The sequence below is a fragment of the Desulfomicrobium apsheronum genome (genome assembly GCF_900114115.1).
GTDB classification, from domain to species: domain Bacteria; phylum Desulfobacterota; class Desulfovibrionia; order Desulfovibrionales; family Desulfomicrobiaceae; genus Desulfomicrobium; species Desulfomicrobium apsheronum.
Genome location: NZ_FORX01000004.1, coordinates 239,733 through 265,771, shown reverse-complemented (window position 1 = coordinate 265,771; position 26,039 = coordinate 239,733). Strand labels below are relative to the sequence as shown.

Sequence of the window (26,039 nt, the reverse complement as noted above, 5' to 3'; positions counted from 1 at the left end):
GTTGCCTGCCAAGCTGAGAATGGACAACGGGCCGGAACTGATTTCCGTGTTGCTGGCTGACTGGGCCGAGAAGAATGGTGTGGAATTGGAGTTCATCCAGCCAGGTAAGCCAACACAGAATTCGTACATTGAACGCTTTAACAGGACCTACAGGGAAGAGGTGCTGGACTTCTATCTGTTCAAATCCCTGACGGAAGTGAAAGAAATTACGGAGAATTGGCTGAGGCAGTACAACGAGGAACGGCCCCATGAATCTCTTGGCAATTTGACCCCGGCAGAGTTCCTCATGAAAAATTCACCCAAGGAAGTCTCTACTTTTGGATGGCACTAACTTGGGGAGGGTTACAGTTCCATGTGCTGAAACATCAGAAAAACCTACAAATTATGCCCGCTGAAGTTGAGCCCCACGGAACCAGAATCGTCAAGAATAATAAGCTGTAAGACATTAGTCGACTTAGTAGGAGGACTTATATTTATTGCCCAGTTATACATGCACATATCTATACTGAAATCTGTAAACTGTTTAGCGGATTTCTCTGTAAATATTCGGCTTCAACCTCGGGCTTGGTTTTGTTGCGCGGGATTATTTGCAATGAGATCAGAAATGAAAAAGCCCGCTCGAACCTTCCGGTCCGGCGGGCATTCTTGTGTTTGAGCCAGGATCAATCTTCCAGCGAAATGGGTGGGGCTTTGGGGGCTGGTTGGGGTTTGGGGGCGGACTTTGCCGGGGTTTTGCGGCTGATGCGTTCCTGCAGTTTCTGGGCAGCCAGCCGGGTCTCGTTCGGTGCGGCCAGGAAGAGCATCTCTCCCTTGGGCGTGAACCAGTGCCAACCTTCGGGTTTGGTGAGCAGGATGGCGCCTTTCTTTTCCAGGTATTCGAGGTCCTTGCCGGCTTCTGCGGCATGCTGGAGCTGTTCCTGCAAATTGTCTGTTTCAAGGACGATGGAGGCGGTGCGGAAGAGCTCGAAGGCGCCGTGGGAGATGTCCATGAGCAGACCCTGATCCGGAGTCTTTTTGGTGCTCAGGGCCTTTTCCAGTTCCAGAAGGTCTTTTTTCAGATCCTTGAGTTCCGCGATGGCCATGTCCCGGGCCATGTCCCCCTGTTCCTTGATGGTCTTGGCCAATTGATTCTGTAGCGCCTTGCTCATCTCGCTCCTTCCTCGGTTTGTCGTTGTCAGATCAGAGAATTTGCCCCAAAAACTCCTTGGTTCGTTCCAGGGTGGGCGCGGTGAAGAAATGTTCAGGCGCGCCCTGTTCCAGAATTTCGCCTTTGTCCATGAAGAGGACCCGGTCCGCCACTTCGCGCGCGAAACCCATTTCGTGGGTGACCACGACCATGGTCATGCCTTCGCGGGCCAGGTTCTTCATGACGTCCAGAACCTCGCCGACCATTTCCGGATCGAGGGCGGAAGTGGGTTCGTCGAAGAGCATGATCTTGGGGTCCATGGCCAGGGAGCGCGCGATGGCCACGCGTTGCTGCTGGCCGCCGGAAAGCTGTTCGGGCCGGGCCGCGAACTTTTCGGCGATGCCGACCTTTTCAAGGAGCGCCATGCCCTTGGCCTCGGCCTCTTTTTTCGAACGTCCGCGCACCGTCATCTGGGCCATGGTCAGATTTTCCAGCACCGTCTTGTGCGGGAAGAGGTTGAAGGACTGGAAGACCATGCCCACCTCGGCGCGAATTGCGTTGATATCGCATTTGGGATCGAGAATGTCCACGCCGTCGATGATGATGTGGCCGGTATCGGCGTATTCCAGCCGATTCAGGCAGCGCAGGAAGGTTGATTTGCCGGACCCGGACGGTCCGATGATGACCACGACCTCGCCGTGCGCCACGGTGCAGGAGACGCGGTTCAAGGCCTGAAGGCGCTCCGGGGTGTAGAAGAACTTGTCGATGTTTTGAACGTCGATGATGGGCTGCTTGTGCATGAATATCCTCTAGATGGCCTTGCGTTCGAGATACTGCACGAACATGGACAGGGTAAAGGTCAGGACCAGGTACAGGATGGCGCACACGATCCAGATTTCAAAAGGCTGCAGGGACGAGGACACCACCTCGCGGGAGGCCTTGGTCAGCTCGCGGATGGAGATGACGCCGAGCAAGGACGAGTCCTTGACCAAACTGATGAACTGTCCGGCCAGGGGCGGCAGGATGCGGCGGAAGGCCTGGGGCAGGATGACCTTGCGCATGGCCTTGTTGTACGTCATCCCGAGCGAGCGCGCTGCCTCCATCTGCCCTCGGTGCACGGATTGGATGCCCGCGCGCACGATCTCGGCGGTGTAGGCGCCGGTGAAGATGGCCAGTGCCATGACGCCGAACCAGAGCGGAGGAATCTGGCCGATCCCGTATTGGGACAACATGCTGTTGATGACCGTGCCGACCACGAAATACCAAAGAAAAATCTGCACCAGAAGCGGTGAACCGCGTATGAGCTCGATGTAGGCGATGGCTCCCCAGCGCAGGGCCGGGTTGTCGGAGATGCGGGCCAGGCCCGTGAAGAGGCCGAGCAGGATGCCGAAGACGATGGCCAGAGCGCTGACCTCAAGAGTCAGCAGCAACCCCTCGATCAGGATTCCAGGCTTGGTCTGGGTGTAGAAGCCGATGTTGTCGCCCGCATAGACATAGTCGCCCTGGGCCAGCAGCAGTGAGGTGCCGGGCAGGGTGTGGCTCTCCTCGCCGTCGTCGCCTTGCACCGTCACGAGCACGTTCTCGCCGGACTTTGTTATCGAGGTGATGGTTCCTTCCATCTCGGCGCGGATGTTCACCTTGTCGTCGTAGATGAAATACTGCGGCACGCGGTTCCATCTCCACGTGTACTCCACTTTTTTCGTGGAGAAGTAGAGCAGGGCCATGGCGCCGCAGAGCCCTATCACGAAGGCGAAACTCCAGAACTGGTAATAAAACTTGCTTTTGGGCCGATCGAGTCCGGTGTAGGTGGCCATTATCCGTCCTAGTGATGCTTAAGTCATGAAAACGAGGAATCCGGCATGGAAGCCGGATCCCTCAACATTGCTTGATTACTGGATTTCCTTGAGCCACTCGGTGCCCTTGATCCATTTGTCGTAGATGCGGTCGAAGCGGCCGTCGGCCTTGATCTGGGTCAGGAAGTTGTCCAGCCAGTTCAGGAAATCGGGGTCGCCCTTCTTCACGCCGAAGCCCAGCGGCTCGTAGGTGAAGACCTTGTCCAGCAGGACGAGGTTGGCGCCGCCCTGCTGGGCCATGAAGACCGCGCAGAAGGGCAGGTCGTAGACAAAGGCGTCGGCCTGTCCGTTGACCACTTCCATGGCGCCGTCGGATTCCTTCTCAAAGCTCTTGTACTGGGCCTTGGGGATCATGCGCTTGGTGGCCTGCTCGCCGGTGGTGCCGATGCGGGAAGCGACGATGTATTTGGGATCGTTCAGGTCCTTGTAGGAGGTGATCTTGCCTTCATGCTTCTTGGAAAGCAGGATGGCCTGGCCGGCAACGATGTACGGATCGGCGAAGTTGATCTGCAGATTGCGTTCCTGATTGACGGTCATGCCGCTGATGATGATGTCGAACTTGTCGGCCATCAGCGCCGGGATGATGCCGTCATAGTCGGTGTTGACGATGGTCAGCTTGACACCCATGGCCTTGGCCATTTCCTTGGCCATGTCGACATCGAAGCCGACGATGTCGCCTTTCTTGTCCGTCATCTCGAAGGGGATATAGCCGGCATCGAGACCGACACGCAGTTCGCCGCGCTTGAGGATCTGGTTCAGGGTGGATTTCTGGGCGAGTTCGTGGTCTGCGGCCATGACCGGCATGGCCGCGAACGCGACCAGGAGCAGGGCCAAAACAATCTTCGTCATAAAACGCATAAAGCCTCCTCTTTGGTTACAAGGCTTGCCTGGGGTCAATATTTTCCCTCGGTCAGAACCTCTTTGATGTTCATCTTCACTTTGCAGTATTCGCAGGTAGGTATCTCCTCCTCGGGCAGGCAGATGATTTTGGTCTGCTTGCATTTGGGGCAGGCGACTTCGATGAATTCACGCTTGTACCGATTTTTGAACAGTTCCATAATATATCCCCCCTCGCGTTGATTCCCCTACGCCGTGATGGTTGAAAACTCAAGAAACAGGGCTTTGGAGGCGCAGTGACAGGCAGGTCAGGCCGCCGTCCATCTTGCGATATTCGCTGGTGTCGAGTTCCACGATGGGCAGGCCCAGGGATTCGAGCAGGGCTCTGGTCCGGGGATAGCCAGTGGGCATGATCAGGGTGCCGTTCACGAGCAGGGTGTTGGCCGCGTACTCTTCGCCTTCGGGGCAGATGATCTGCTTGAAATTGGAGATGGCTGGATGCCCGGCGAAATCACGAGTTACCAGCATGGTGTTCTCGCCAACGAAATTGAGGCTGGATTTGAGGTGCAAGCCAGCTGCGACCTTGATGATACTGCTTTCGTAGCCGTGGCCTGCCAGAATGGCGGCCAGCTGCCTTGCGCCATCCTCGTTGGTGCGATCGGAGACGCCGATGAAGAAGCGCTTTTCAACCTGCAGGATGTCGCCGCCGTCGAGGGTGCCCGGATCTTCGATGCGGGCCAGGGGGCGGTGTGCGGACAGCGGGCCGACCATGGACAGGGTTTCATCGCGGCGGGAGGGCGCTCCGGGCCGGGAGATGACCGCGATCTCGCGGGTGACCACGGCCGTGTCCTCGACAAAGCAGGCGTCGGGAAAGCCGGGCGCGGCGGGCAGGACTTGAACGGCCAGCCCCAGGGATTCGAGGCAGCGCACATATGCGTCGTGCTGCCGGAGCGCCAGCTCAAGGTCCGGAGCGGGCAGGGCGGAGGTGGTCAGACCTTTGGAGTAATCGGGGCCGGGAATGCGGGTGATGGCATGAGAGAACATGGGATATCCTTATATGCTTGATGTTCGAAGCGGAAATCCCAAGCAAGAAAAATCTTCTTTGGCAAGTATTATTGTCCGTTCAAAGTGCGGTTTTTTTGGGACAAAAGGTCATCGATGGCCTCCGTTTCCCTGACCGCGGCCTCGGCTCGGAGGATGCTCGTGCTTCCGAATTTGTCCCGGATGCGGTCCATGGCCTGGTCCAGCTTTTGGCTGCGCTTGCGGTTCACATCGGGCATGAGCGGCAGTTCGGCCTGCACGAAGCGGAAATTGGAGACCCCGGTGCCGATGAGGCGAACGGGCTGGGGGAGTTTTTCGGCTGCGAGGAGTCTGCGCGCGGCGTCGAGGATTTCCGTGGTGATGTCCGTGGGCCTGGGCAGGGTCCTGCTGCGCGTGATGGAAGAGAAATCCTTGAATTTGATCTTGAGGGTCACGGTCAGCCCTTTTTTTCCGAGCCCGCGCAGCTCCCTCCCGATGCGTTCCGCCTGGATGAGCAACCACCGCTCAAGCAGGGTCCGGTTCAGCGTGTCCCGCTCCAGAGTGTTCTCCGCGCTGCAGGACTTGGGGTCCTGGCCGGGAACCACCGCTGAATCATCGATGCCGCACGCCCTGTCGTGCAGAAACGCTCCGCGTTTGCCCATGGTCTCGCTCCAGTAGGTCCGGGGGCGGGCCAGCACGTGGGGAACCGTGGTCACGCCGATGCGGCGCAGCTCCTCCAGGAAGTGTTTTCCGACCCCGGGGATTTTGCCCAGCGGGAGTTCATGCAGGAACGTAGGCACGTCGGCGGGACGGATGCTGGTCAGGCCGCCTGGCTTGTCCCAGTCCGAAGCGATCTTGGCGAGAAATTTGTTGGGGGCGATGCCCACGGAGCAGGTCAGATTGGTGACGGACAGAATCTCTTCCTTCAGACGTCGGGCGAGGTTTTCCGGAGGGCCGAAGATTCGCAGCGTGCCGCTTATGTCCGCATAGGCTTCATCGACGGAAGCCTGCTCGACCACGGGACACAACGCGCGCATGATGTTCATGATCGTGCCCGAAATTTCGCGGTAGCGGGACATGCGGCCAGGCAGAAACACTGCGTGAGGGCAGAGTTTTTTTGCCTGTACGATGGGCATGGCGGATCTGATGCCGTATTTCCTGGCTTCGTATGACGCAGCCGAAGCCACTCCGCGCAGGGATTGTCCGATCACTACAGGTTGTCCCTGCAGGCTAGGATCGTCGGCCTGTTCTACGGAGGTGAAGAACGCGTCCATGTCCAAGTGCAAAATGACCCGTTTAAAGTCCGGGGCATCCTTGAGAGAATCTTCCATATTGCTGATTGTCGGCGCTGCCCAGTCTTGGGTCAAGTCGTATTTCTCGCGTTGCCGCCCTTTGCCAAAGACGATTTTATGTTTCTTTCGTTTTTCTGCCTTTGACAATAAAATGTGATAGAGCTAAAGATAATGAGACACGTTTTTAGAGAATTGTCCCCTTTTTCATCTGAGTAGCAATATCAACCCGAGGAGTAGGACGTATGAAAGTTAAAAAATTGGTTCTTCTGGCTCTGCTCGTGGCCATGTTTTCCGCCTCCGTGGCGGTGGCCGCCGAAAATTACGTGCGCAAGGTCGACAATTTCATCATCCTGGTGGACCGCTCCGGTTCCATGGATGAAAAGTATGTTGGCACAAAGGACAAAAAAATTGTTCTGGCCAAGGCCCTGCTCGAGCGTATGAACGGCATGATCCCCGAGCTTGGTTACATGGGCGGCCTGAACACCGCCGCTCCGGCGGGCGAACTCCAGGGTATGGAAGCGTATTCCAATGCCGGTTACGGTGCTTCCCTCGCCAAGGTTCCGACACTGATCGGTTCCAACCCCACTCCTCTCGGCCCTGGACTCGCCGCCCTTGAGCCTGCCCTGCAGGGTGCCGTGGGCCGCAATGCGGTAATCATTCTGTCCGACGGTCAGGAAAATCTCGGCGAGGGCTCCTTGCAGGTTGCCGCCGCCATGGCTGAAAAATACGACGTGTGTTTCCACACCATCAGCTTTGCCGACACTGTCAACGGCAACCAGGCCCTGCTTGATGCCATCACCGCTCTGAAGCCTTGCGGTGTTGGAGCTTCCGCTGCCCAGTTGGCCGATGACGCCGCTCTGAAGCAGTTCGTGCAGGACGTGTTCTACGATACGGCCGCAGTTGATCCTTGCTCCCTTGACGACGACAACGACGGCGTGAACAACTGCATCGACAAGTGCCCCGACACCATCAAGGGTCTGGCTGTTGACGCCGATGGTTGCCCCATTGCCGATATCGTCACCCTCAAGATCCACTTCGACTTCGACAAGTCCGACATCAAGCCCGAGTACTATCAGGAACTGGCTGATTTCGCCTCCTACATGAGACAGCAGCAGTCCTTCACTGTTGTTGAAATCGCCGGTCACACCGATTCCGTGGGCTCCGATGAATACAACCAGAAGCTGTCCGAGCGTCGCGCCAAGGCCGTTCGCGACTATATGGTCAATGAACTCGGCATGGACGACAAGCTGTTCTCCGCCGTTGGCTATGGCGAGAGCAAGCCCATTGCCACCAACGACACCGACGCAGGCCGCGCCGAAAACCGTCGCATCCTCGCCGAACTGAAGGGCGTCTTCAAGAAGAAGTAGTCTTTCAAGACGATTGCAATCGATAGAGGCGGTCCCTTGCGGGGGGCCGCCTTTTCTATTTGTCAGCGGCACGAAAGGTGACTACGCAAGGCGTGTTGTGATGAGAACAGGCATCTTTTGACTGGTCTGAGGATGCGAGGGCGGTCGGTTACGGTTTAAACGGGAAGGTTGCATGCAGGAATACGTGGAAAAGGTTGGCGTCGCGGACGTCGGGCAACGTCTGGATGTTTTCTGGCAGGCTTGTCTTGAAGAGGAGGGCGTGGGCAGAAGCCGCGTTCAGGCCTGGATCAAGGACGGACGGGCGCGCATCAACGGGCAGGTCTGCACCAAGGCGTCAACCCGGCTCATGCCCGGGCAGACCCTGACCTTGGCCCCGGAATACATCGATTCGAGCATCGTTCCCGATGACGGTCCTCTGGAAGTTTTGTTCGCCGATGACGACTTGGTCGTGATCAACAAGACTCCGGCCATGACCGTGCATCCGGCGCCGTCGGTGGCTGAACCGACCCTCGTGCACCGCGTGGCTCATCATTTTCCGGCCCTGCTGTCCCAGTCCGGGGAGCGGCCCGGTGTCGTGCATCGCCTGGACAAGGACACCTCCGGGCTCATCGTGATGGCGCTGTCCGAGTCGGCGCGCCTGAACCTGACCCAGGCATTCGCATCCCGCGAGGTTTACAAGGAGTACCTGGCCCTGGTCGCCGGAGTGCCCGATTCTTCCGGGACCGTGAATCTCGCCCTGGGGCGGCACCCGAGCATCAAGACGCGCATGGCCGTGGTAGAACGTGGCGGACGCGCGGCCGAGACCCGTTATGAACTGCTCTGGAGCGCTTCGGACAGGAGCGCCTCCCTGGTCCGGGTGCGCATCATGACGGGGCGCACTCATCAGATCCGCGTGCATATGGCCGCGCTGGGCCATCCCCTTCTGGGGGACGCGGTCTATGCCGATAAGACAACTGCCGCCCGCGCCCCCCGGCAGATGTTGCATGCCTGGCAACTGCGTTTTGAGCATCCTCGAAGCGCTGAGCCCATGGAATTTTGCGCCCCTCCGCCGGATGATTTTCTGCAGGTGCTGCGCGAACTTTGCCGCGAGCGGGCCTGTATCGGCCTGACCGGAGCCGTGGGCAGCGGCAAGTCCACCGTCCGTGCGGTGGCCGAGGATATGGGCGTGCCGGTTTTCTGTTCGGATCGGGTAGTGGCCGAGGCCTACGCCAGGGGCGGGGAGGGTTGCGCCATTCTGGAACATCATTTCGGAAGCCGCTTCACGCAACCCGGCGGCGGCGTGGACAAGGATCTGCTGCGTGACGCCCTGGCCGAATCCGACAGCCTGCGTCGCGAGGTTGAGCGCCTGGTCCACCCTCTGGTGCGCCATGCCCTGCATGCCTTTCGGACCGCGCATGACGAGGACGTGACCCTGGCCGAGATCCCCCTGCTGTGCGAAGCCGGGCTTGCCGGCGAGATCGATCTGCTGGCGGTGGTCTATTGCCCGGATTCCCTGCGCCATGACAGGCTTCAGGGCCGGGGCTGGAGTCCGGAGCGGATAGCCATGGTCGATGCCTGGCAATGGCCTCAGGACAGGAAGTTGGGCATGGCACAGTTCGTGGTCGACAACTCCGGCTCCCTGGAGGAACTTGAGTCCCGCGCGCGGGCCCTGATCCGGGTCGTGCACGGGATGCTGCTCGGCCACGCCGAGCGGTGCATGGAGGAGTTGCAGGATATTTTTGAAAATCCGGACACCATGGAAGAGGGGAGTTGAGCCATGTTTCCTCTGCGCGACAACATCCCTTCCCGGCATCGATCCTACATGATGTGGACCCTGCTGGCCCTGAACATCGCTTTCTTTCTGGCCGGGCTCGGCCTGAGCAACGCCCAGGAGTTCAGACTCTTTCATCTCTTCGGCGTGGTCCCGGCCCGTTATTTCGACCCTCATTGGGCCATGTTCCAGGGCTATCCCGAAGGGCTGCTGTTGCCTCTTGCAACGCACATGTTCCTGCATTCCGGCTGGCTGCATCTCATCGCCAACATGTGGACGCTCTGGATTTTCGGGGACAACGTGGAAGACGTGATGGGTCCCTTCAAGTTTCTCTTTTTCTACCTGCTGTGCGGCCTTGGGGCGCTCGCGGTGCACATGCTCACCAATTCCTCCTCCACCATGCCCGTGGTCGGGGCCTCCGGGGCCATCGCCGGGGTCATGGGCGCCTATTTCTTTTTGTACCCGCATGCCAAGGTGGTCACTTTTCTGCCCATCCTGATCATTCCCTTCATCTTCGAACTGCCCGCCGTGTTTTATCTTGGAGCCTGGTTCATGACCCAGGTTCTTTCCGGGATGCTCGCACCGGCCGGCGGCGGGGGAGTGGCCTGGTGGGCACACATCGGCGGATTCGTGGTCGGCATGCTCCTGCTGCGTTTCTTTCGTGACGATTCGCGCTGCTATTATTGTTACCGTTCCGAAACCTGGAAGGAGTGGAAGTAGGGCGACTGGACATTTGGCCCTGCCTCAATTAAGCGCTGATTCTTGTTTTGTCGCGCCGTCCTGCCTTTCATACCACAAGGATACCATATGCTTCAGATTGAAAACCTGCATGTCAGTATCGGTGACAGGGAAGTCTTGAAAGGGATCAACCTGAACATCGACGAAGGAGAGACGTTCATTCTCTTCGGTCCCAACGGATCCGGGAAAACCACACTGCTCATGACGCTCATGGGTTTTGGCGGCTACACCGTGACCGCGGGCAAGATTGTCTTCAAGGGTGTCGATATCACCGAAATGCCCACCTACGAACGGGCCCGGCTCGGCATCGGCATGTCCTTCCAGCGTCCGCCGACCATCCATGGCCTCAAGACCCGCCACCTTGTCTCCATGTGCGCTCGCGGCCGCGAGATTGACGTGGACGGCATGGCCAAGACCGTCAATTTCGAGGACTTTCTGAATCGCGATATCAATTCGGGTTTTTCCGGCGGCGAGATCAAGCGCTCCGAGCTCCTGCAGCTCATGGCCCAGAATCCGGATCTCATCCTCTTCGATGAGCCGGAATCGGGCGTTGACCTGGAGAACATGGTCCTCATCGGCAACACGGCTCGCGCCCTGCTCGACGGCGCGGCGGCTCCGTCGCCCGAAACGTGCATGCGCGACCTGCGTCGCCGCAACAAGACCTCGGGCCTCATCATCACCCACACCGGCTACATCCTCGACTACGTCAACGCCGACCGTGGCCAGGTCATGTACAACGGTGTGTTGTGTTGTGATACGCGGCCAACCAGACCCCGCGACATTCTGGATCATATCAGCAAGTACGGCTACAAGGAGTGCATCAGATGTCTGAACTAAGCCCAACCCTGGTCGATCTGAACTCCTATTCCTTCACCGGTCGCCAGAGCCCCGAGCTGCCCGATTTTTCCTCCCTGTCCGACGAGAGCAAGCATGAGCTGCGCATGGTCGGAGTGGACGTCGACGCCACCGGCGAACGCGCGGGCACGTTTGTACAATTCGACCACTCCACCGTGCATTGCAAGAGCTCGGGCAAGGGAGTGGAAGTGCTGGGCATTCGTCAGGCGCTCAAGAAATACGACGGCCTGCCCGAATATTTCTGGAAGGCCATGGACCCGGAAAAGGACGATTTCACCCGCACGGCGGCCAAGGAAGAGCTGCACGGCGGCTATTTCATCCGTACCGAGAAAGGGGTCAAGGTCGCCGAGCCGGTCCAGACCTGCCTGTTTATAAAAGGCCAGAACGTGGGCCAGAACGTGCACAACATCGTAGTCGTCGAAGAGGACTCCGAGGTCCACATCATCACCGGTTGCGCCACTTCCCATGACGTGACTTCGGCCCTGCATCTGGGCATCTCCGAATTCTACATCAAGAAGGGCGGCAAGCTGACCTTCACCATGGTCCACAACTGGGGCGAGGACGTCATGGTCCGGCCGCGCACGGTGGGCATCGTGGAGGAGAACGGGGTTCTGCAGAACAACTACGTCCTCCTGAAAAAGGTCAAGTCCGTGCAGTCCTATCCGACGATATATCTGAACGGCGCCGGGGCCGTGGCCCGCTTCAACTCAGTCATCGTCACGCCCACCGGCTCGCACGTGGACACGGGCAACCGCATCGTGCTGAACGCCCCGAATACACGCGGCGAGATCATCTCTCGGACCATCACCACCGGCGGGACCATCGTCGCGCGCGGTGAGATCATCGGCAATGCGGTTCCGGCGCGCGGACATCTTGAGTGCAAGGGCCTGATCCTCGGCGGCGGACTGATCCACGCCATCCCCGAACTGCAGGGCTGCGTGACCGGAGTGGAGCTGTCTCACGAGGCGGCCGTGGGCAAGATCGCCCAGGAGGAGATCGAGTATCTCATGGCGCGCGGCCTGGACGAGGACGAAGCCACCTCGACCATCGTGCGCGGCTTTCTGAACGTGGAGATAATGGGCCTGCCCCAGGAACTGCGTGAGTCCATCGACAGGACCATCGCCGAACTGGACGCCAGCGACGCCATGTAATCGTCTTTATTCATTCGCAATGGCCCGGCTCGACCGGGCTTTTGCATTTCTGGAGGATGCCATGCCCGGATACAAGGGACATCTGGTCGGCGGGGTGCTGACGGGAGGCGCGGTACTGGGGGGATTGTTCTGGACCGGGACGTACGTCCCGGAGATGCCGCAGCTGGCCGTGCTCGGCGCGCTGGTGCTGCTGGGGAGCCTCTTTCCGGATGTGGACACGGACTCCAAGGGCCAGCATATCTTTTATCTGACCCTGGCCGTGCTCGATTTCGCGCTCATCGTGCAGGGCTATTACAAGTGGGCGGCGGTGCTGGGGTTTGCGGCCATGTTCCCGGCCATCGGTCCCCATCGTGGCTGGACCCACACCTGGTGGGCCATGCTCGCCGTGCCCCTGCCCCTGGTGCTGCTCCCGGTCTGGCTCTACGGCGCAACGCCCAGGGCCATGGCGCCTTTTTACGGGGCGGCCGTGCTGGGGTATTTTTCGCACCTGATGATCGACAGGAAATGGAGTTGAGGAGGCGGGAGCCTGCGCCCTCGGGTGGCCTTGAACGCTGCATCCATCCGGGCGGGCGCAAGCCTTTGCAACCCGTGCAAGGAAAACGTTCGCGGGAATGAGTCGCCGAATCCGCCTCGACGTCATTCCCGCGAAGGCGGGAATCCAGGGTCCTTCAGCTCTCTATGTCCGCTTAGATCCGAAGTCCTGATTCTCTTCAGCGCAGTCTGCGGCTGCCCCCCATCTTTTCCAGGTCCCGTAGGTATTCATCCGACCTGTCCAGGTAGAAGGCCAGGGCCCGGGAAAAGTTCTTGCCCACCAGACCGTCCACGAACATCTGGCTGATCTCGCGGTAGCGTTTGAGAACGTACTGGGAGCGCAGGAAGATGAGCCATTCCTCCTTGCTCATGTCCTGGGATATGAACTCCAGGGCCTTGGAGGCGCGGGGTTGGTAGAGCCAGAAATACATCAGGTCCAGGGCGTTGACGATGAGCACCTTTTCCAGGTCGCGGGCTTCGTAGGAAATCGTTTCCATGAACATTTTGGGCGATTGGAGCATGTCCAGCACGTCTTCTTCCGGGAAAAGGACATCCAGGCGGGCAAAGGCGTCAAACATGGCGATGAGCTTGGCACGGTAGTCGGCCAGGCGCACCCGTACATTGTTGTGCCGGTCGCCCAGCCCTTCGATGACCGCCGCCACGCAGTCCGAGGCGAATTTCGAGATGATGGCGGCCCATTTCTGCAACGCCTGCTCCACCCCGGTCAATCCGGCCATGTGCATGCTGCCGGCTATGCCGCTGTTGAACAGAACAGCCAGTGGGATGGACAGGATGCTGCGGAAGAAGTTGGCCAGGACCACGGCACGCGGCAGGCCGCGAAAGGTGTTGTGGCTGGAGATGTAGATGCCGTTGGCCAGGGCCATGGACGCGAACAGCAGGACCGGCTCCGTGGTCGTGGTGATGCCGAGGCCACGATCCAGGATAATGGTCTTGACCAGAAGGTCCAGCAACGGGACGGAAAAGCCTGTGTACAGCAGATCGTCGGCAACGCGGCTCCAGCTGATCAGGGAGTTCCACTGCAAAAGAGGTGAGCGCGTCAAGCCACCCCCGCCGAGCACTGCCTGCAGGATGTTGCGCACTCCGGTGATGGCGAACCAGATCAGCCCCCCGAAATAGGCCAGGACCCACCAGTCCTTGGTCAGGGCAAAGGTCAGGAAGGCCGGAATGAATCCGATCAGGATCTTGAGGGCGTTTTTCAGCCCTGTGTTCAGGTACTTCAAGGACAGATGGTTTTCGTCGCCCGCACCATTTTTTTGGGTGATGCGCAACCCGTTGTCATGCTCAAGCTGCACTCCGCCCAAGGTGACGATATTGCCACGGCGTTTGGGATGGATGTCGATGCTGTCGAGAAACCATTCCTGCTCCCGGCGGCATCCGGTCAGTTCCATTCCCGGGATCTTCCGCGCCAGCCTCAAAAGAAAAGGTTCTTCATTTTTTGCGTGACAGCGGGTGCGGAAATGGACCGTCATCCTGGCGGTGACCGGAAGCTGCTTGCGCTGCCTTTGAGACTGGTTCAGCGCGATTTTCTGGGCTCGTTTGGGGAGAGTTTCAAGCACCACCACGCCCATCCCGTATTGGTGCCTGGACTGGCCCGTAGAGCCGCTTCCGATGCGCGAGCCGAGGGGGCGCTTCTTGTAGTATTTATGGAACGCTTCGATGTTGAAAAGAATGTCGAGGAGCTTGTTCTTGCGCGCCTCCATAAGCAGAAGTTCGCGTTCAAGCTCGGTTGCGTGTGACAGGGCATTCTTGTTTTTTGAATGGGCCACTGTGTTTTCCAGGGCCAGCCGGTCTTCCTCGAAGGACCATATCACGGCACGGATGGCCCGCTTCAAGGCGATGACGTTGTCCTCGTTCAGGGCTTTTTGCAGCTCAGCGATCTGGGCGCAGGTTCGTTCCGGACTGATGGCGTCCACGGCGTCGCCGGGGCAGACCAGTTGCGAGGACACGGGCATCGACCATTTGCCCCTGGATGCGTCTTTGAGATTATAGAGTTCGATGTTGCTGATATGTCCCTGACAATCATACAGAATTTCCAGGGCATCTGCCGTGGAGAGATTGCTCAGGTTCAGCGTGAAATGGGACGAGGAGTGAAATTTGGCCAGTCTTGGCAACAGTTCACCGACGTTGAGGCGCAGCAGGGGCGGGACCTCGGGAGTGTCCTGGGGAATGGTCGGGTCGTGCAGTTCCGGGTTGCGGCACGGTTGCAGGTAACGGTTCATGAGCAGTTCCGAGTCGATGGCGTTCAGGGCGTCGAGTCGTTCCAGCAATTCCTTGCGTCGTTTTGGCGTGGCGGTTTCGTACTCTTGGGCCATGACCTGCACGATCTGCTTGAGCTTGGGCTGCATGCCGCTCTGGATGTATTTGGCCAGGTGCAGGAGGGACGGCTGGCCTGTGCCCACGAAGGTGGCGAAGGCCTTCTCGTCGAGCAGGTCGAGTTCCAGTCCGTACTCCTGGGCCAATTCCCCGCGATGGACGCGGTTGTATGCCTGCAACGCCTCGAACACGTACTTCTGTTGGTAGGCGGAAACCATCCGCCCTTCCTTCATGAAGGCCTTGACCGGTTGTTCCTCCAGAAAGGCGCGGAAGGACTTGGGGTCGGTGTAGCTCTGGGGTTCCCAGATTACGCGGACGTATTTGCCCCGAAAACGCGAGGACACATCGATGCCGATGCGAATGTGCATGCCCAGTATGCAGCCCGCTTCCAGAAGTTCTTCGGCCACCTCGGCGTCCACATAGTTGTAATAGACAACGGTCAAAAAGCGCACGCCCTTGATCCATGCGTCCATGACCAGATGGGTCGGGGATTTGCGGCCCTTGGTGTTGGCGTCGTGGACATGGTGGTCGAAGGCGAGCTGATTCCACTCCTCGGGCATTTCCAGGAGGTGGTATTTGTCGAGTTCGGCCCGGACCACGCGGGGCTTGCCTGAAGAGGCCATGCGGAAGTCGTGGGCGAGGCAAAGCTGGGTGTGTTCATCCCCACGATGGCGTATGAGTTCCTTCATGATCTGCAGGAGCACCCGCGACGTGTTTTTCTGCAGATAGGCGTTGCCCGCGAGCAGCACCTCGTCCTTGAGCGCGCGCAATGCGTTCAGCCGGTCGGAGGACATGCCCACTTCCAGGGAGCCGAGGAGGCTCGCGATGGCATAGGCAATGCGCAGTACCCGCGGCGCGGCCATTTCCTTGATGCCGTGCGGATGCATGCACGAATCGAGCAGGGAATGGATATTGGTGTTTTGCGCCGTACGGTCCAGAATATCGTTGACGATGCGCAGCAGCGTATAGTCGTTGGAATCGAAGAAGAGCCGGGAATGCGCCACGTCAGGTCCTGTTGTAAACGCGCCTGGCCTAGGCCGGTTCGCTGTTCGTGGGGGAGGAGGCCTTGCGGCTCTCATTGACGCACTTTTTGCGGTACGCGTCCTCAAGTTTGTAGAGCAGGTCTTCCAGATCGGCTGGTTTCATCAGATAGTCGAAGGCGCCGCGGTTCATGCCTTCCATGGCCGCGTCGATGCTGGCGTGCCCGGTCAGCATGATCACCTCGGTACTGGGCCAGCTGGTCTTGATTCTTCTTAGGACCTCCAGTCCGTCCATACCCGGCATCTTCACGTCCAGGACAACCACGTCCCGAGGTTCCTCGGCCAGCATGGCCAGCGCCTGCTCGCCCCTCGACGCGCCCTGGGCCTTCAGGCCCCGCTTGGCCAGCCTTTTGATGATAGTGCGCAGGAAGTCTTCCTCGTCATCCACAAGCAGTACAGAAAATTCTTCCATTTGGGCTCCTTGAAGTCTTTCGAATAGGCTCCGCCATTGCGTGGCGGTCTATGGGAATGCATAGCCCGAGATGCTGCCGGGAGGCAACGCCCTTCTTGGTCCTTTGTTGCCGATAATACGGACTTTTGCGTACGACGCCGGAGATGCGTTTTGTTAGCTTGTCCATTTAGGAGGAGCAGCGCACGCACATCCAAGGCCCCATCCCCCCACTTCCCTGGCAAATTGGCGTAATGGGCTATCTCGGCGGTATTCTGATCTGGGCCCACGCCCTCCCCGTCGTGATCGCCTGCATGTTGACCGCGCTGGCATTTGCCCGTCGCGGCCGGACCTTTGCGCTCATGGTGTCGTGTTTCGGGCTTGGGCTGCTCGCGGGGATGCCCGGGGTGACGGATGATCGGACAACGTTCTTGAATGCCAAGGTTCGAATACAGGGTGTGGTGGATGCGGTGCGCACGCATCCGGGGCGCAGGGTCAGTGTGCTGGTCCGCGATGTGGTGAAGCTGGACACAAACGCGACCTTGCCAGGCAGGCTGCTCTGGAGCTGGACTGACCCGCCCGTCGTTCCTCAGGCTGGCCTGAAATTCACGGCCGATCTGCGCATCCGCGAACTGCGCTCAAGGGCTAATTTCGGTCTTTCATCGAGTGAAGCTTACTGGAAGCGAAGGGATGTTCGGCACCGCGCGTACTCACGAGGCGCCGTCCGCGTAATCTGGGAAGAAGGACGGACCAATCCTCGGACCTGGCTGTTGAATCTGGCCAGCCCGCTGATGCCTGATACCCAGGGCGGGGCGGCGGTCCGGGCCCTGCTTTTCGGGGACAGATTTTTGCTTGCGGCGGACTTCATGGACCGTATCCGCAGGGCCGGGCTGTCACACAGCCTGGCCCTGTCGGGGCTGCATCTGGCGCTGGTCGCGAGCTTTGGCCTGGGCGTGGCCTCGGTTTTGAGCCGGATCTGTCCCGGGCTGCTTCTGATCCTGCCACGCCGGAAACTGGCCGTTCTTTCGGCTTTTCCTCTTGTCGCCGCCTATCTGTGGCTCGGCGATTTTTCTCCGTCGCTTCTGCGAGCCTTTGTCATGCTTACCGCCGTGTCCCTTCATCTGTTTGTAGGTTCACGGTCGCATCCCCAGGATGCTCTTTTCGCGGCCATTGCCGTGCTGATCATGGCTGATCCTTCCTCGGCCCACGATCTGAGTCTGCAACTCTCCGTGCTGGCCGTCGGCGGCCTCGTTTTATTCATGCCAATCGTGGCGGCCCTGCTTGCTCCATTGCGCGATCGCGGCGCCTTTTGGCGGCCCATCCATGGACTGCTGACCCTCCTGGCGGTGTCATGCTGCGCCAATCTGTTCATCCTGCCGGCGCAGGTCCTGTATTTTTCCGAGGTCACCGCGCATCTGTGGCTCAATTTATTGTGGTTGCCGGCGCTCAGTCTGGCGGTGCTGCCCCTGTCATTTCTGGGGCTTGCGGCATCGCTGTGCTGCCCCCTTTTGGCTAAAGGATGTTTTTTCGCGGCCGCCTGGGGTGTGGATATCCTGGATCGCTTCCTGGTGCTGCTCGATGGGGCGGGTTTTCTTGCCGCCACGCCCGTGCTGCGGCCTTCGGGGGTGCAGGTGGTCGGGTACGGGGTCGTGCTGGTGGCGGGAAGCGTGCTCCTGACCGCCACCCGGTCCCGGCCAAGGGCATTGGTGTTTCTGGGGCTGGGGCTGACTTTGCTGGCCGTTCCGTCATTGTGGCAGGAGGGCAGGCAGTGGCGCGACGAGGTTGAATTGACGGTCCTGGACACGGGGATGAGTCAGGCGATCATGGTGCGCGGCAGTACCGGACGGACGGTGCTCGTTGATGGCGGGGGAGGCTGGAGCGCCGATTATGATCCGGGGCGCGCCGTGGTTGGCCCGGCGCTAAGCTGGCAGCATCCTCCGCGAATTGACAGGGTGCTGCTCTCCCACGTTCACGCCGATCATCTGCGGGGTCTTTTTTACATTCTGGATGCTTTTGATGTGGGCTGGTTCGGGTGGAGCGGACTTGTGGACCAGTCGAATGATTCGCGGAGGCTGGTGGAGAGGCTGACGCGAAACTCCTGGCCGGTGCACCGATTGCGCGCCGGAGACAAGGTGGTCATCGAGCCCGGTCTTCATCTGGAGGTGCTCCATCCTGCACCCGCCGAGACGGGCATTTCCGACAACGATACGTCGCTGGCGCTGCGTCTGGTGCGGAATGGGCGCGGCCTGGCGCTCATGCCCGGCGATCTGGAAAAACGGGCCCTGGAACACGTCGTAAACCAGGAAAGCACGCTGGCGGCCGAGGTGCTGGTGCTCCCTCATCATGGCTCCAAATCGAGCCTGCATCCTCGCTTCCTGGCCAAGGTCCAAGCGGCATGGGCCGTGGCGGCCTGTGGGCCGGGCAACCGTTTCGGTTTTCCTCACCCTTCGGTGGTGCTGGCCTGCAAACGGGCAGGCCTTGAGATCCTGACCACCGCCGATCATGGCGCGCTCAGATTTTGCTGGCGCGGCGAGAAGGCGGCGCGGGTCGAAAGCGCGCGCTTAGGGGTGCTTTGCGGGGATTGATCCGATTGTGCCTCGCGGGTCTTTCCTGTATGGGCGTGGCGGTACGGACAACCCAGAAGGAGAACCAGATGACAACCATCATGCCCGGCGACAAAAACCTGCGCAACGCCATCGCCTGGATCGAGGAGCATCGCCGCGAAGATCCGGATTTGAAGAAGCTCATGGCCCAGGCGGCCATGCGGTTCGACCTGACCCCGCCTGAAGAGCTGGCTCTGGCGAGATTCTATCGCGAGGAGGCCGGGTCCCGGTGATTCGAGTGCCTCTTCTGCAACGGGAGCTTTTCAAGGAGATGGGGCTAATCGCCTCCATTTGCCTTGGAGGCTTTTTGTGTCTCATCCTGCTTGGCCGCCTCCTGCAATTGCGGGATCTGTTCATGGCCCAGGGCGTGACTTTTTTCGACCTGGTCAAGCTCTTTACCTATCTGAGCCCTTTTTTCCTGATCATGCTCATTCCGGTGTCGTGCATGCTCGGTCTATTTTTGACTTTCCTGCGGATGGGGGCCGACCGGGAGCTCATTTCCCTGCGTGCCGGGGGGGTCAGCATCTGGCCTCTCTTGCCCGCGCCCATGCTTCTGTGTCTGCTGTGTTCCGCGCTGACGGTGTGGATTTCCCTCTCGGGCATATCCTGGGGCATGGACAATTTCCGGCAGACGGTGGTGGAATTGGCCCGCCACAAGACTTCCGTCAACGTACAACCCGGAGTCTTCAACACCTCCTTTCCCGGCCTGACCGTGTACGCCCGCCAGGCCGATCCGGGCAGCGGCGCGTTGCTGGACGTCTTCGTTCTCGACAGTTCAAGATCCAAGGCCCGTGCGACCATTGTCGCCCCTGTCGGGCAGATCGATTCCGACCCGGATCTTGGCCAGGTTTTCGTGCGCCTGAAGGACGGGCATGTCTACCGCGAGGAGGGTGGGGAGCTGAGCGTCATAAGCTTTGAAAGCTATATCCTTTCCCTGGACATGACACGCCTGCTGGGCGGTTTCGAGCTGAGTGACAAGGCCCCCAAGGAGATGTCCTGGAAGGATCTGTTGGCGTTGAAAGGCGCCGGATTCAAGGACAGGAGCGAAAATTTTCAGCGCCGGGTGGACATAGAACTGCACAAACGCTTTTCCTTGCCCGCGGCCTGCATCGTGCTTGGATTTTTCGCCCTGCCGCTGGCCTTTTTCTTTCAGGGCATGAAGCGCCAGTTCGGGCTGATCGTTTGCCTTGGCGCATTTTTTCTCTACTACGTGCTTTTGTCCGGAGGCATGTCCCTGGCTGAAAGCGGGGTGTTGGCACCGGCGTTGGCCCTGTGGCTACCCAACTTCATTTTCCTGCTGGCAGCGGCGGTGGGCATGTGGCTGGTCGCGACGGAGAAGGAGGTCAATTTCCGGATGCTGCGATTCTGGGTGCTCAGAACCCTGGGCCTGAAGGGGGCTGACGCATGAAGCTGCTGACACGTTACATCCTGCGGCAAAATCTTTTCCTTCTTTTGCTGGTTTGCGGCATCGGCCTTGGGATCTATGTCTTTATCGATCTTTTCGACAGGCTCGATGACTTTCTGGAGGCGGGGGTAGGGTTGTCCTCCGTTGGTGCCTATTTTCTCTACCGCACGCCCTTTATCCTGGCCCAGATTTTTCCTGCGGTTTTCCTGATCGCGCTCATGGTGCAGATGGGCCTCATGCTGCGTAGCCGCGAGCTTCTGGCCCTGGAAGCCTGCTCCGTGTCACCGGGAGCAGTGGCCAAGTCCGTGATCTGGTACGCCCTTGCCCTTTGCGTGGTGCAGCTCCTTTTTTCCGAGGCGCTGGGCGTGAGCGGTCACAGGGCGGCGGATCGGATCTGGAACGAGGAGGTGCGCAATCGCCAGATTGAAAAACGGCAGCTGGCCGACATCTGGTTTCGCGAGGGTAATCGCATCGTGCACATGGGCGAAGTGACCCCGTCCGCGGGTCAGGGTTCATGGCTGACGGTGCATGTCCTGGAAGATGACGACGCCGGGAGCGTAAAAGAGATCCTGCGGGCCCGGACATTCAAGTCGACTGCCGCCGGTTGGTTCCTGACGGATGTGACGCGCACGTTTCCCGCCTCCTTCGAGGTGCAGGAAGTCGCGCAAATGGAGCTTGACCTGCGCACCGACCTGGGCAGCTTTCTGATCGTCGATCCCAAGACCCGGCTTGAGTCGTTGCCGCTCTGGCAACTGGGCGCCGAAATAAAGCGGCTGCAAGATTCCGGCTCGAACATCGAGCGTTTGCAGACCGCCTGGCACATGAAGCTGGCCTACGCGGGCTCTGTCCTGGTCATGGCGCTCATCGCCCTGGCAGTGGTGTCCCTTTTCGGTTCACTTTTCGTCATTATCCCCATTGGGCTGGTGGCCACATTCTGCTATTACGGATTGTTCGTGCTGTGCGCCTCGGCCGGGGAAAAAGGCCTTGTGCCGCCAATGCTGGCAGCCTGGGCGGCCAATGCTTTCTTCACGGCCGTCGCAGGCGGATGGATGCTGCGCGGCCGATCTTTTCATCTGGGTTGATTGCCGACAGGGGGCTGGGATGGTCTGGTGGATTACGATTGGCGGATTTTTGCTCGGATGTCTGGTTGCCTATGCCATGGTTCAGGGAAGCTCGGATGATGACGATGACTCGCAGCCTTGAGGTGGGGTCTTTTCAACGGGCTCCAGGTACCTGGTGAGAATCCGCAGGATTTCAGGATAGAAATCGTCTGAAAAACTCAGCCCCAGGATGTTTTCCTTGGCCAGCAGGCGCGCGCGGGTCGAGCCGAAGACCGTGGAAAAGATAACGCTGGCGGCCAGATCGGGCTCCAGATCCGCGCGGATGGAGCCGTCGGCGATGCCCTTGCGCAGGCACTCAAGCATCTTTTCGACTACCTTGGAGCAGACATTCAGGATTTCGGAGTTGTCCGCGTCGACGGTGTTGGCCAGAAACGGGGAGCAGCGCAGCAGGGTCAGGAAGCCTGATTCAGATTCCGTGGACGCCTTCAGGATGCATTTGGCGAAATTGAGTACGCCGCTCAGTCCGTCGGATGCATAGTACTGGCTCTCGTCGATTTTGAGCAGCAGGTTCGAGAGGATGTCTATCTCCACCAACTGGAACAGATTCTCCTTGCTCCCGTAGTGATGGGCGATGAGCCCGTCGGCGATACTCGCCTCCTGGGCGATGCGCTTGTAGGTGGTTTCCGCGTACCCCAGTTCCCCGAAAAGCCGTTTGGCCGTCTTCAGAATGCGTTCTTTGTTGCCTATGGCCACTTGCCTTTTCCCCCCTGTTTTTTTCTGACTTGTACCCACCCCCCATTGACCAGTCCACCATTTTTCCGACCAAACCCTGCTTGTCCGTTCAAGAATACTGATTGCCTGAAAATGAGAATGAGTACGAGCAATACCCTTTAATGGCGGTGCGTTGCAAAACTCTTGACGCAGAATCCTTCTTCATTTAGCGCTCTATCAAAAATATATTGAGCGCGCACTTAAGGTGCTTCGCTTGTGGCGGAAACAGTGCAACAAAGGGGAGGATGGATGCAAACTTTGAAATCGTGGGTCTTTGCTTGGTGTCTGGTGCTGTTAAGCGCGCAATTCGGCTTTGCGGCCGGCTTCGGCATTTATGAATGGAGCGCTCGCGGCAACGCCCTGGGCGGAGCCACGGTGGGCCGTGCCGACGATCCATCCGCTCTTGCCACAAACCCGGCAGGCATCACGCAGCTTGATGGCTTGCAGGTTCTGGGCGGGTTCACGGCTATTCATCCGGTGCTTGACATTAAGGCCGACGGCAAGTGGTATTCCTCGGACAAGGATTCCCTCTGGATCCCGCCGCATTTTTTCGCCACCTGGAAGGTTAACGACCGCTACTCCATAGGCCTTGGAACATTCTCCCGCTTTGGCCTGGGTTCCGTTTTCGATGAAGATTGGGGCGGCCGTTACAATTCCTACGAAGCCATCATCGAATCCGTCTCCATCAATCCCAACGTGGCCGTGAAAGTTACGGATAATTTTTCCGCAGCTTTTGGTGTTGAGGCCATGTATCTGAATTTTTCGCAGAAGAAGAAGCTTCCACTTGGCGCACCAGTGGATGGCGATGCGCACCTTGAGGCTGATGGCATGGGATATGGTTTCAATATGGCCTTGCATTACCAGCCCTGTTCTTACGCTAAGCTGGGACTTTCCTATCGCAGCCCGGTGACAATGAAGGTTACGGGAGACGCAAATTTTTCTGATATTCCTGACGCACTACCTGCAGGTTATTTTGAGGACACATCAGCAAGTGGTACTGTAACACTGCCTGATTCTTTTGCTTTTGGTGTCGCAATGTATCCCACGGAGAAGCTTAGTGTTGAAGTTGGCGCCGTTTATACATTGTGGAGCAAATATGATGAGCTGAAGATTAATTTCGGCGATGACACTGTTCTCAAACCAGGTGTTGGCCTTGTTGATCAAACCGTGGCCCCTAAAAATTGGGAAGACGTATGGCGTTTCAACATTGGCGTTGAATATGCCGCTCTGGATTGGCTCGATCTGCGCGTCGGATACGTTTATGACCAGTCCCCTGTGCAGGACGACACCATCGACTACATGGTCCCGGCCAATGACCGTCACTTGTTGAACGGTGGTCTTGGTTTTCACTGGGACAGCTGGGTTGTGGACGTGAACTACACTTATCTTATGATCATGGATCGGGACATCGACGCTAGGCTTGCTGATGGCGTCCTCGAAGGTGAAATCGACAACGCCGATGCGCACATGGTCGGTCTGTCCGTTGGTTACAAGTTCTAGCTCTTCCCCGGGATTCAGACACTAGGAATCAAAAAAACGCCCCGCATCGCGGGGCGTTTTTTTATGCTCTGCTTTCGGCGCAGGGAAAAGGGCCCAAAAAAAGCCGGTTACCCGGCTTTCAGGAGCGCTTTGGTGCTCTTTTCTGGTGCGAAAATGTGGTCAGCAGTGGTTTGTGGCTGCCGGTTCGCTTTCTTTTTCCTTGACCAGATATATGGCAGGCAGGGACACGAGGGTGGTGGCGAATTTGATCAGGGTGTTGCTGAAGAAAATGGACCAGACCACGGCCCCCTCGAACAGGCCGCCAAAAGCGATCCAGCAGAAGATGAGACTGTCCAGCGGGATGCTGACCGCGTTGCTGACCAGCACCCGGGACCACTGGTGCCGGGCCGTGACCTTTTCCTTCCACAGGCTGTAGATTTCAGTATCGGTCAGTTCGGAGATGACTTCGGCGATGATGGACGCGAAAACAAGCCTCCACAGGGGGGCCAGCACCTGCCCGAACTCCGCCTGCGATCCCACGCCCATGTCCGGCGGCAAGATGGAGACCATCCAGAAATAGGCGGCCATGAGCAGGTTGAAGCCGGCCGCGGTGATGATCATGAGCCGCGCGCCCTGCTTGCCCATGGTCTTGTGGACCATGTCGCGCAGGGTGAAGGTCAGGGGATAGATGAAGGTGCCGGCGTCAATGGACATGCCGCCGAGCATGACGATGCGCAGGGAGCCGACATCGGAAAATATCTGTAGGGCGATATAGGACGCCACGAGAATGACGATTGCGTTCATGGGATGCTCCAGAAGATGAATTCGGGCCTTTCCCTAGACTGAAGCGGCTGGGCTGTAAATGCCGGAGTTGGGCACGCGGAAGGTCAGAAAAAGGGGCCCCGGTTTTTCGGTCAGGCCTGCTCGGACTCCTGCGCCAGCCGTTCACGTTTGCGTTCTTCCAGACGCAATTCGCGGCGCATCATGGCTTCACGGTTGCGGCGCTGGTGAGTCGGAGTCTCAAGGATGAGGTCCGGCACGGGCGCCGGCTTCTTGTCCGGGCCCATGGCCACGAAGGTCAGGTAGGCCGAGGCCGCGTGACGCTGCTCTCCGGTCATGAGATTTTCCACCACAACGCGAACCCCAATTTCCATGGACTGCTTCCCGACCCTGTTCACGCTGGCGTGCAGCAGCATGAGCTCTCCCACCTTTACGGCGGCCTTGAACTCCATGCGGTCGATGGAGGCCGTGACCACGCTCATGCGCGCGTGGCGCATGGCGCAGACCGCCCCGGCCAGGTCGAGGTGCTTGAGTATCACCCCGCCGTGCACGTTCCCGGCCGGATTGGCGTCTTCCGGCAGGGCGCGGTGGGTCATCAGGGTCTCGCTTTCGCTGACCTTGCGGGGAAAAGTGCTCACGAGAGCCGTCCTTCTTCCAGCGCGTGGCAGGCGGCCTGGCTGCCACCCGGCTGGGGCAGCAGAGGCGGAATTTCACGGCGGCAGCGTTCATTGGTGAACGGGCAGCGGGTGTGAAAGACGCAGCCCGTGGGCAGCAGGATGGGAGTAGGCACCTCGCCCTTGAGGCGGATGTGCGAAAATCCCTTGCCGCCGAGCTTGGGGATGGCCGAGAGCAGCGCGCGGGAATAGGGGTGGCGCGGATCGCCGTAGAGGTTTTCCTTGCTGGCCAGTTCGCAGAGCGTGCCCAGATACATGACGGCCACGCGGGTGCTGATGTGTTCGACCACGGAAAGATCGTGGGTGATGAACATATAGGTCAGACCGAAGCGCTCCTGACAGTCCATGATCAGGTTCAGGATCTGCGCCTGAATGGATACGTCCAGGGCGGAAATGGGTTCATCGGCTACGATGAATTCCGGGTCGACCATCAGTGCGCGAGCGATGCTGATGCGCTGACGCTGGCCCCCGGAAAATTCATGGGGGAAGCGTCCGGCCCAGGCCGGATCCACGCCCACCTGGCGCATGACCTCGGCCACCTTGTCCCGGACCTGTGAATTCGAAAGGTCGGGGAAGTGGAAATGGGTCGGTTCCTCGAGAATCTGGCGCACGGTCATGCGCGGGTTCAGCGATGCATAGGGGTCCTGAAAGACCATCTGCATCTTGCGACGGTAGGGGAGCATCTCCTTGGGCGAGAGATTGTCGATGCGCTGCCCGCGAAATGCGATTTCGCCGCTGGTGGGCGGATAAAGGCCCAGAACCGTGCGCCCCAGAGTGGACTTGCCGCAGCCGGATTCGCCGACCACGGAGAGAATCTCGCCCTGCACGATGTCGAGGGAGACGTCGTTCAGGGCTTTGACCGTGGTCGTGGTCAGGGTCGGCATCCCGCCGGAAAAGCTGATCCGGTCCAGAAAGCCGCCGGAGATGTCGAAGTGCTTCACCACATTGGTGATCCGCACGAGGGAGTTGTTTTGTGCTGTCATG

25 protein-coding genes are annotated in these 26,039 nt (G+C 59.1%); 12 read left to right on the top strand and 13 right to left on the bottom strand.

All coding sequences use genetic code 11. From position 1 onward, the window contains the following. Window positions 1-331, top strand: a 331-nt coding sequence (locus tag BMZ40_RS06725) for an integrase core domain-containing protein (RefSeq protein ID WP_143075508.1), incomplete at its 5' end; no start/stop codon positions are given. 331 nt (window positions 332-662) lie between these two features. Here BMZ40_RS06725 and BMZ40_RS06720 read toward each other — a convergent pair. The 7 genes from BMZ40_RS06720 to dinB all read right to left on the bottom strand — a co-directional run bounded on the left by BMZ40_RS06720 (window position 663) and on the right by dinB (window position 6,167). Next, window positions 663-1,148: a hypothetical protein gene (locus tag BMZ40_RS06720; RefSeq protein WP_092373350.1), complete on the bottom strand. Its 486-nt coding sequence runs from the start codon at window positions 1,146-1,148 to the stop codon at window positions 663-665. Between the two features lie 31 nt (window positions 1,149-1,179). Next, the gene (locus tag BMZ40_RS06715; protein WP_092373347.1) at window positions 1,180-1,926 is read right to left on the bottom strand and encodes an amino acid ABC transporter ATP-binding protein; all 747 of its coding nucleotides are present in this window, start codon (window positions 1,924-1,926) and stop codon (window positions 1,180-1,182) included. Between the two features lie 9 nt (window positions 1,927-1,935). Next, window positions 1,936-2,940 (bottom strand): amino acid ABC transporter permease, encoded by a 1,005-nt coding sequence (locus tag BMZ40_RS06710; RefSeq protein ID WP_092373345.1) that lies wholly within the window; start codon window positions 2,938-2,940, stop codon window positions 1,936-1,938. Window positions 2,941-3,015: 75 nt separating this feature from the next. Then, the gene (locus BMZ40_RS06705) at window positions 3,016-3,837 is read right to left on the bottom strand and encodes a transporter substrate-binding domain-containing protein (RefSeq protein ID WP_092373343.1); all 822 of its coding nucleotides are present in this window, start codon (window positions 3,835-3,837) and stop codon (window positions 3,016-3,018) included. 35 nt (window positions 3,838-3,872) lie between these two features. Continuing rightward, complete coding sequence (locus BMZ40_RS19530) at window positions 3,873-4,037, bottom strand: hypothetical protein (RefSeq protein WP_015773999.1); 165 nt, start codon at window positions 4,035-4,037, stop codon at window positions 3,873-3,875. A gap of 49 nt (window positions 4,038-4,086) precedes the next feature. Continuing rightward, a complete protein-coding gene (locus BMZ40_RS06695; RefSeq protein WP_092373341.1) occupies window positions 4,087-4,860 on the bottom strand; it encodes a dimethylarginine dimethylaminohydrolase family protein in 774 nt (257 codons plus the stop codon). A gap of 68 nt (window positions 4,861-4,928) precedes the next feature. Further along, window positions 4,929-6,167: a DNA polymerase IV gene (gene dinB, locus BMZ40_RS06690; protein ID WP_092373339.1), complete on the bottom strand. Its 1,239-nt coding sequence runs from the start codon at window positions 6,165-6,167 to the stop codon at window positions 4,929-4,931. A 203-nt stretch (window positions 6,168-6,370) separates the two neighbouring features. Between dinB and BMZ40_RS06685 the strand changes: the two genes are divergently transcribed. From BMZ40_RS06685 to BMZ40_RS06660, 6 genes are all read left to right on the top strand, one after another. Further along, the gene (locus tag BMZ40_RS06685) at window positions 6,371-7,495 is read left to right on the top strand and encodes an OmpA family protein (protein ID WP_092373337.1); all 1,125 of its coding nucleotides are present in this window, start codon (window positions 6,371-6,373) and stop codon (window positions 7,493-7,495) included. A 172-nt stretch (window positions 7,496-7,667) separates the two neighbouring features. Continuing rightward, the gene (gene coaE / locus BMZ40_RS06680) at window positions 7,668-9,248 is read left to right on the top strand and encodes a dephospho-CoA kinase (RefSeq protein WP_092373335.1); all 1,581 of its coding nucleotides are present in this window, start codon (window positions 7,668-7,670) and stop codon (window positions 9,246-9,248) included. Window positions 9,249-9,251: 3 nt separating this feature from the next. After that, the gene (locus BMZ40_RS06675; RefSeq protein ID WP_092373333.1) at window positions 9,252-9,965 is read left to right on the top strand and encodes a rhomboid family intramembrane serine protease; all 714 of its coding nucleotides are present in this window, start codon (window positions 9,252-9,254) and stop codon (window positions 9,963-9,965) included. Between the two features lie 87 nt (window positions 9,966-10,052). Continuing rightward, a complete protein-coding gene (locus BMZ40_RS06670; protein WP_092373331.1) occupies window positions 10,053-10,820 on the top strand; it encodes an ABC transporter ATP-binding protein in 768 nt (255 codons plus the stop codon). Next, window positions 10,808-11,989 carry a SufB/SufD family protein gene (locus BMZ40_RS06665; RefSeq protein ID WP_092373329.1) on the top strand — a complete coding sequence of 394 codons (1,182 nt, stop codon included), beginning with the start codon at window positions 10,808-10,810 and terminating at the stop codon, window positions 11,987-11,989. The genes BMZ40_RS06670 and BMZ40_RS06665 overlap by 13 nt, the downstream gene beginning before the upstream one ends. A gap of 61 nt (window positions 11,990-12,050) precedes the next feature. After that, window positions 12,051-12,503, top strand: a complete 453-nt coding sequence (locus BMZ40_RS06660) for a metal-dependent hydrolase (RefSeq protein WP_092373327.1) — start codon at window positions 12,051-12,053, stop codon at window positions 12,501-12,503. 196 nt (window positions 12,504-12,699) lie between these two features. Here BMZ40_RS06660 and BMZ40_RS06655 read toward each other — a convergent pair whose 3' ends face one another. Further along, window positions 12,700-15,858, bottom strand: a complete 3,159-nt coding sequence (locus BMZ40_RS06655; protein WP_092373325.1) for a hypothetical protein — start codon at window positions 15,856-15,858, stop codon at window positions 12,700-12,702. 28 nt (window positions 15,859-15,886) lie between these two features. Next, entirely contained in the window at window positions 15,887-16,306 is a 420-nt protein-coding gene (locus BMZ40_RS06650; protein ID WP_092373323.1) for a response regulator, read from the bottom strand. 230 nt (window positions 16,307-16,536) lie between these two features. Here BMZ40_RS06650 and BMZ40_RS06645 point away from each other — a divergent pair, with 230 nt between their 5' ends. The 4 genes from BMZ40_RS06645 to BMZ40_RS06630 all read left to right on the top strand — a co-directional run bounded on the left by BMZ40_RS06645 (window position 16,537) and on the right by BMZ40_RS06630 (window position 21,372). Further along, window positions 16,537-18,867: a DNA internalization-related competence protein ComEC/Rec2 gene (locus BMZ40_RS06645; protein WP_092373321.1), complete on the top strand. Its 2,331-nt coding sequence runs from the start codon at window positions 16,537-16,539 to the stop codon at window positions 18,865-18,867. Window positions 18,868-18,935: 68 nt separating this feature from the next. Further along, on the top strand, window positions 18,936-19,118 hold the full coding sequence (locus BMZ40_RS06640) for a hypothetical protein (RefSeq protein WP_092373319.1): 183 nt from the start codon (window positions 18,936-18,938) through the stop codon (window positions 19,116-19,118). Window positions 19,119-19,123: 5 nt separating this feature from the next. Further along, window positions 19,124-20,293: an LPS export ABC transporter permease LptF gene (lptF, locus tag BMZ40_RS06635; protein ID WP_245751048.1), complete on the top strand. Its 1,170-nt coding sequence runs from the start codon at window positions 19,124-19,126 to the stop codon at window positions 20,291-20,293. Then, window positions 20,290-21,372, top strand: coding sequence for an LptF/LptG family permease (locus BMZ40_RS06630; protein WP_092373316.1), 1,083 nt, complete (start codon window positions 20,290-20,292; stop codon window positions 21,370-21,372). The genes lptF and BMZ40_RS06630 overlap by 4 nt, the downstream gene beginning before the upstream one ends. Before the next feature lie 81 nt (window positions 21,373-21,453). Here the strand turns inward: BMZ40_RS06630 and BMZ40_RS06625 are convergent, their stop codons facing one another. Further along, complete coding sequence (locus tag BMZ40_RS06625; RefSeq protein ID WP_177193050.1) at window positions 21,454-22,104, bottom strand: TetR/AcrR family transcriptional regulator; 651 nt, start codon at window positions 22,102-22,104, stop codon at window positions 21,454-21,456. A gap of 267 nt (window positions 22,105-22,371) precedes the next feature. On the opposite strand from BMZ40_RS06625, the gene BMZ40_RS06620 reads away from it, so the two are divergent. Beyond that, window positions 22,372-23,622, top strand: a complete 1,251-nt coding sequence (locus BMZ40_RS06620) for an OmpP1/FadL family transporter (RefSeq protein WP_092373312.1) — start codon at window positions 22,372-22,374, stop codon at window positions 23,620-23,622. A gap of 159 nt (window positions 23,623-23,781) precedes the next feature. Here BMZ40_RS06620 and BMZ40_RS06615 read toward each other — a convergent pair whose 3' ends face one another. The 3 genes from BMZ40_RS06615 to BMZ40_RS06605 form a co-directional block, all read right to left on the bottom strand. Further along, the gene (locus tag BMZ40_RS06615; protein ID WP_092373311.1) at window positions 23,782-24,405 is read right to left on the bottom strand and encodes a queuosine precursor transporter; all 624 of its coding nucleotides are present in this window, start codon (window positions 24,403-24,405) and stop codon (window positions 23,782-23,784) included. A gap of 110 nt (window positions 24,406-24,515) precedes the next feature. Then, window positions 24,516-24,977 carry an acyl-CoA thioesterase gene (locus BMZ40_RS06610; RefSeq protein WP_092191435.1) on the bottom strand — a complete coding sequence of 154 codons (462 nt, stop codon included), beginning with the start codon at window positions 24,975-24,977 and terminating at the stop codon, window positions 24,516-24,518. A gap of 38 nt (window positions 24,978-25,015) precedes the next feature. After that, window positions 25,016-26,038 carry an ABC transporter ATP-binding protein gene (locus BMZ40_RS06605; protein WP_092373310.1) on the bottom strand — a complete coding sequence of 341 codons (1,023 nt, stop codon included), beginning with the start codon at window positions 26,036-26,038 and terminating at the stop codon, window positions 25,016-25,018. Window position 26,039 lies beyond the last annotated feature (1 nt).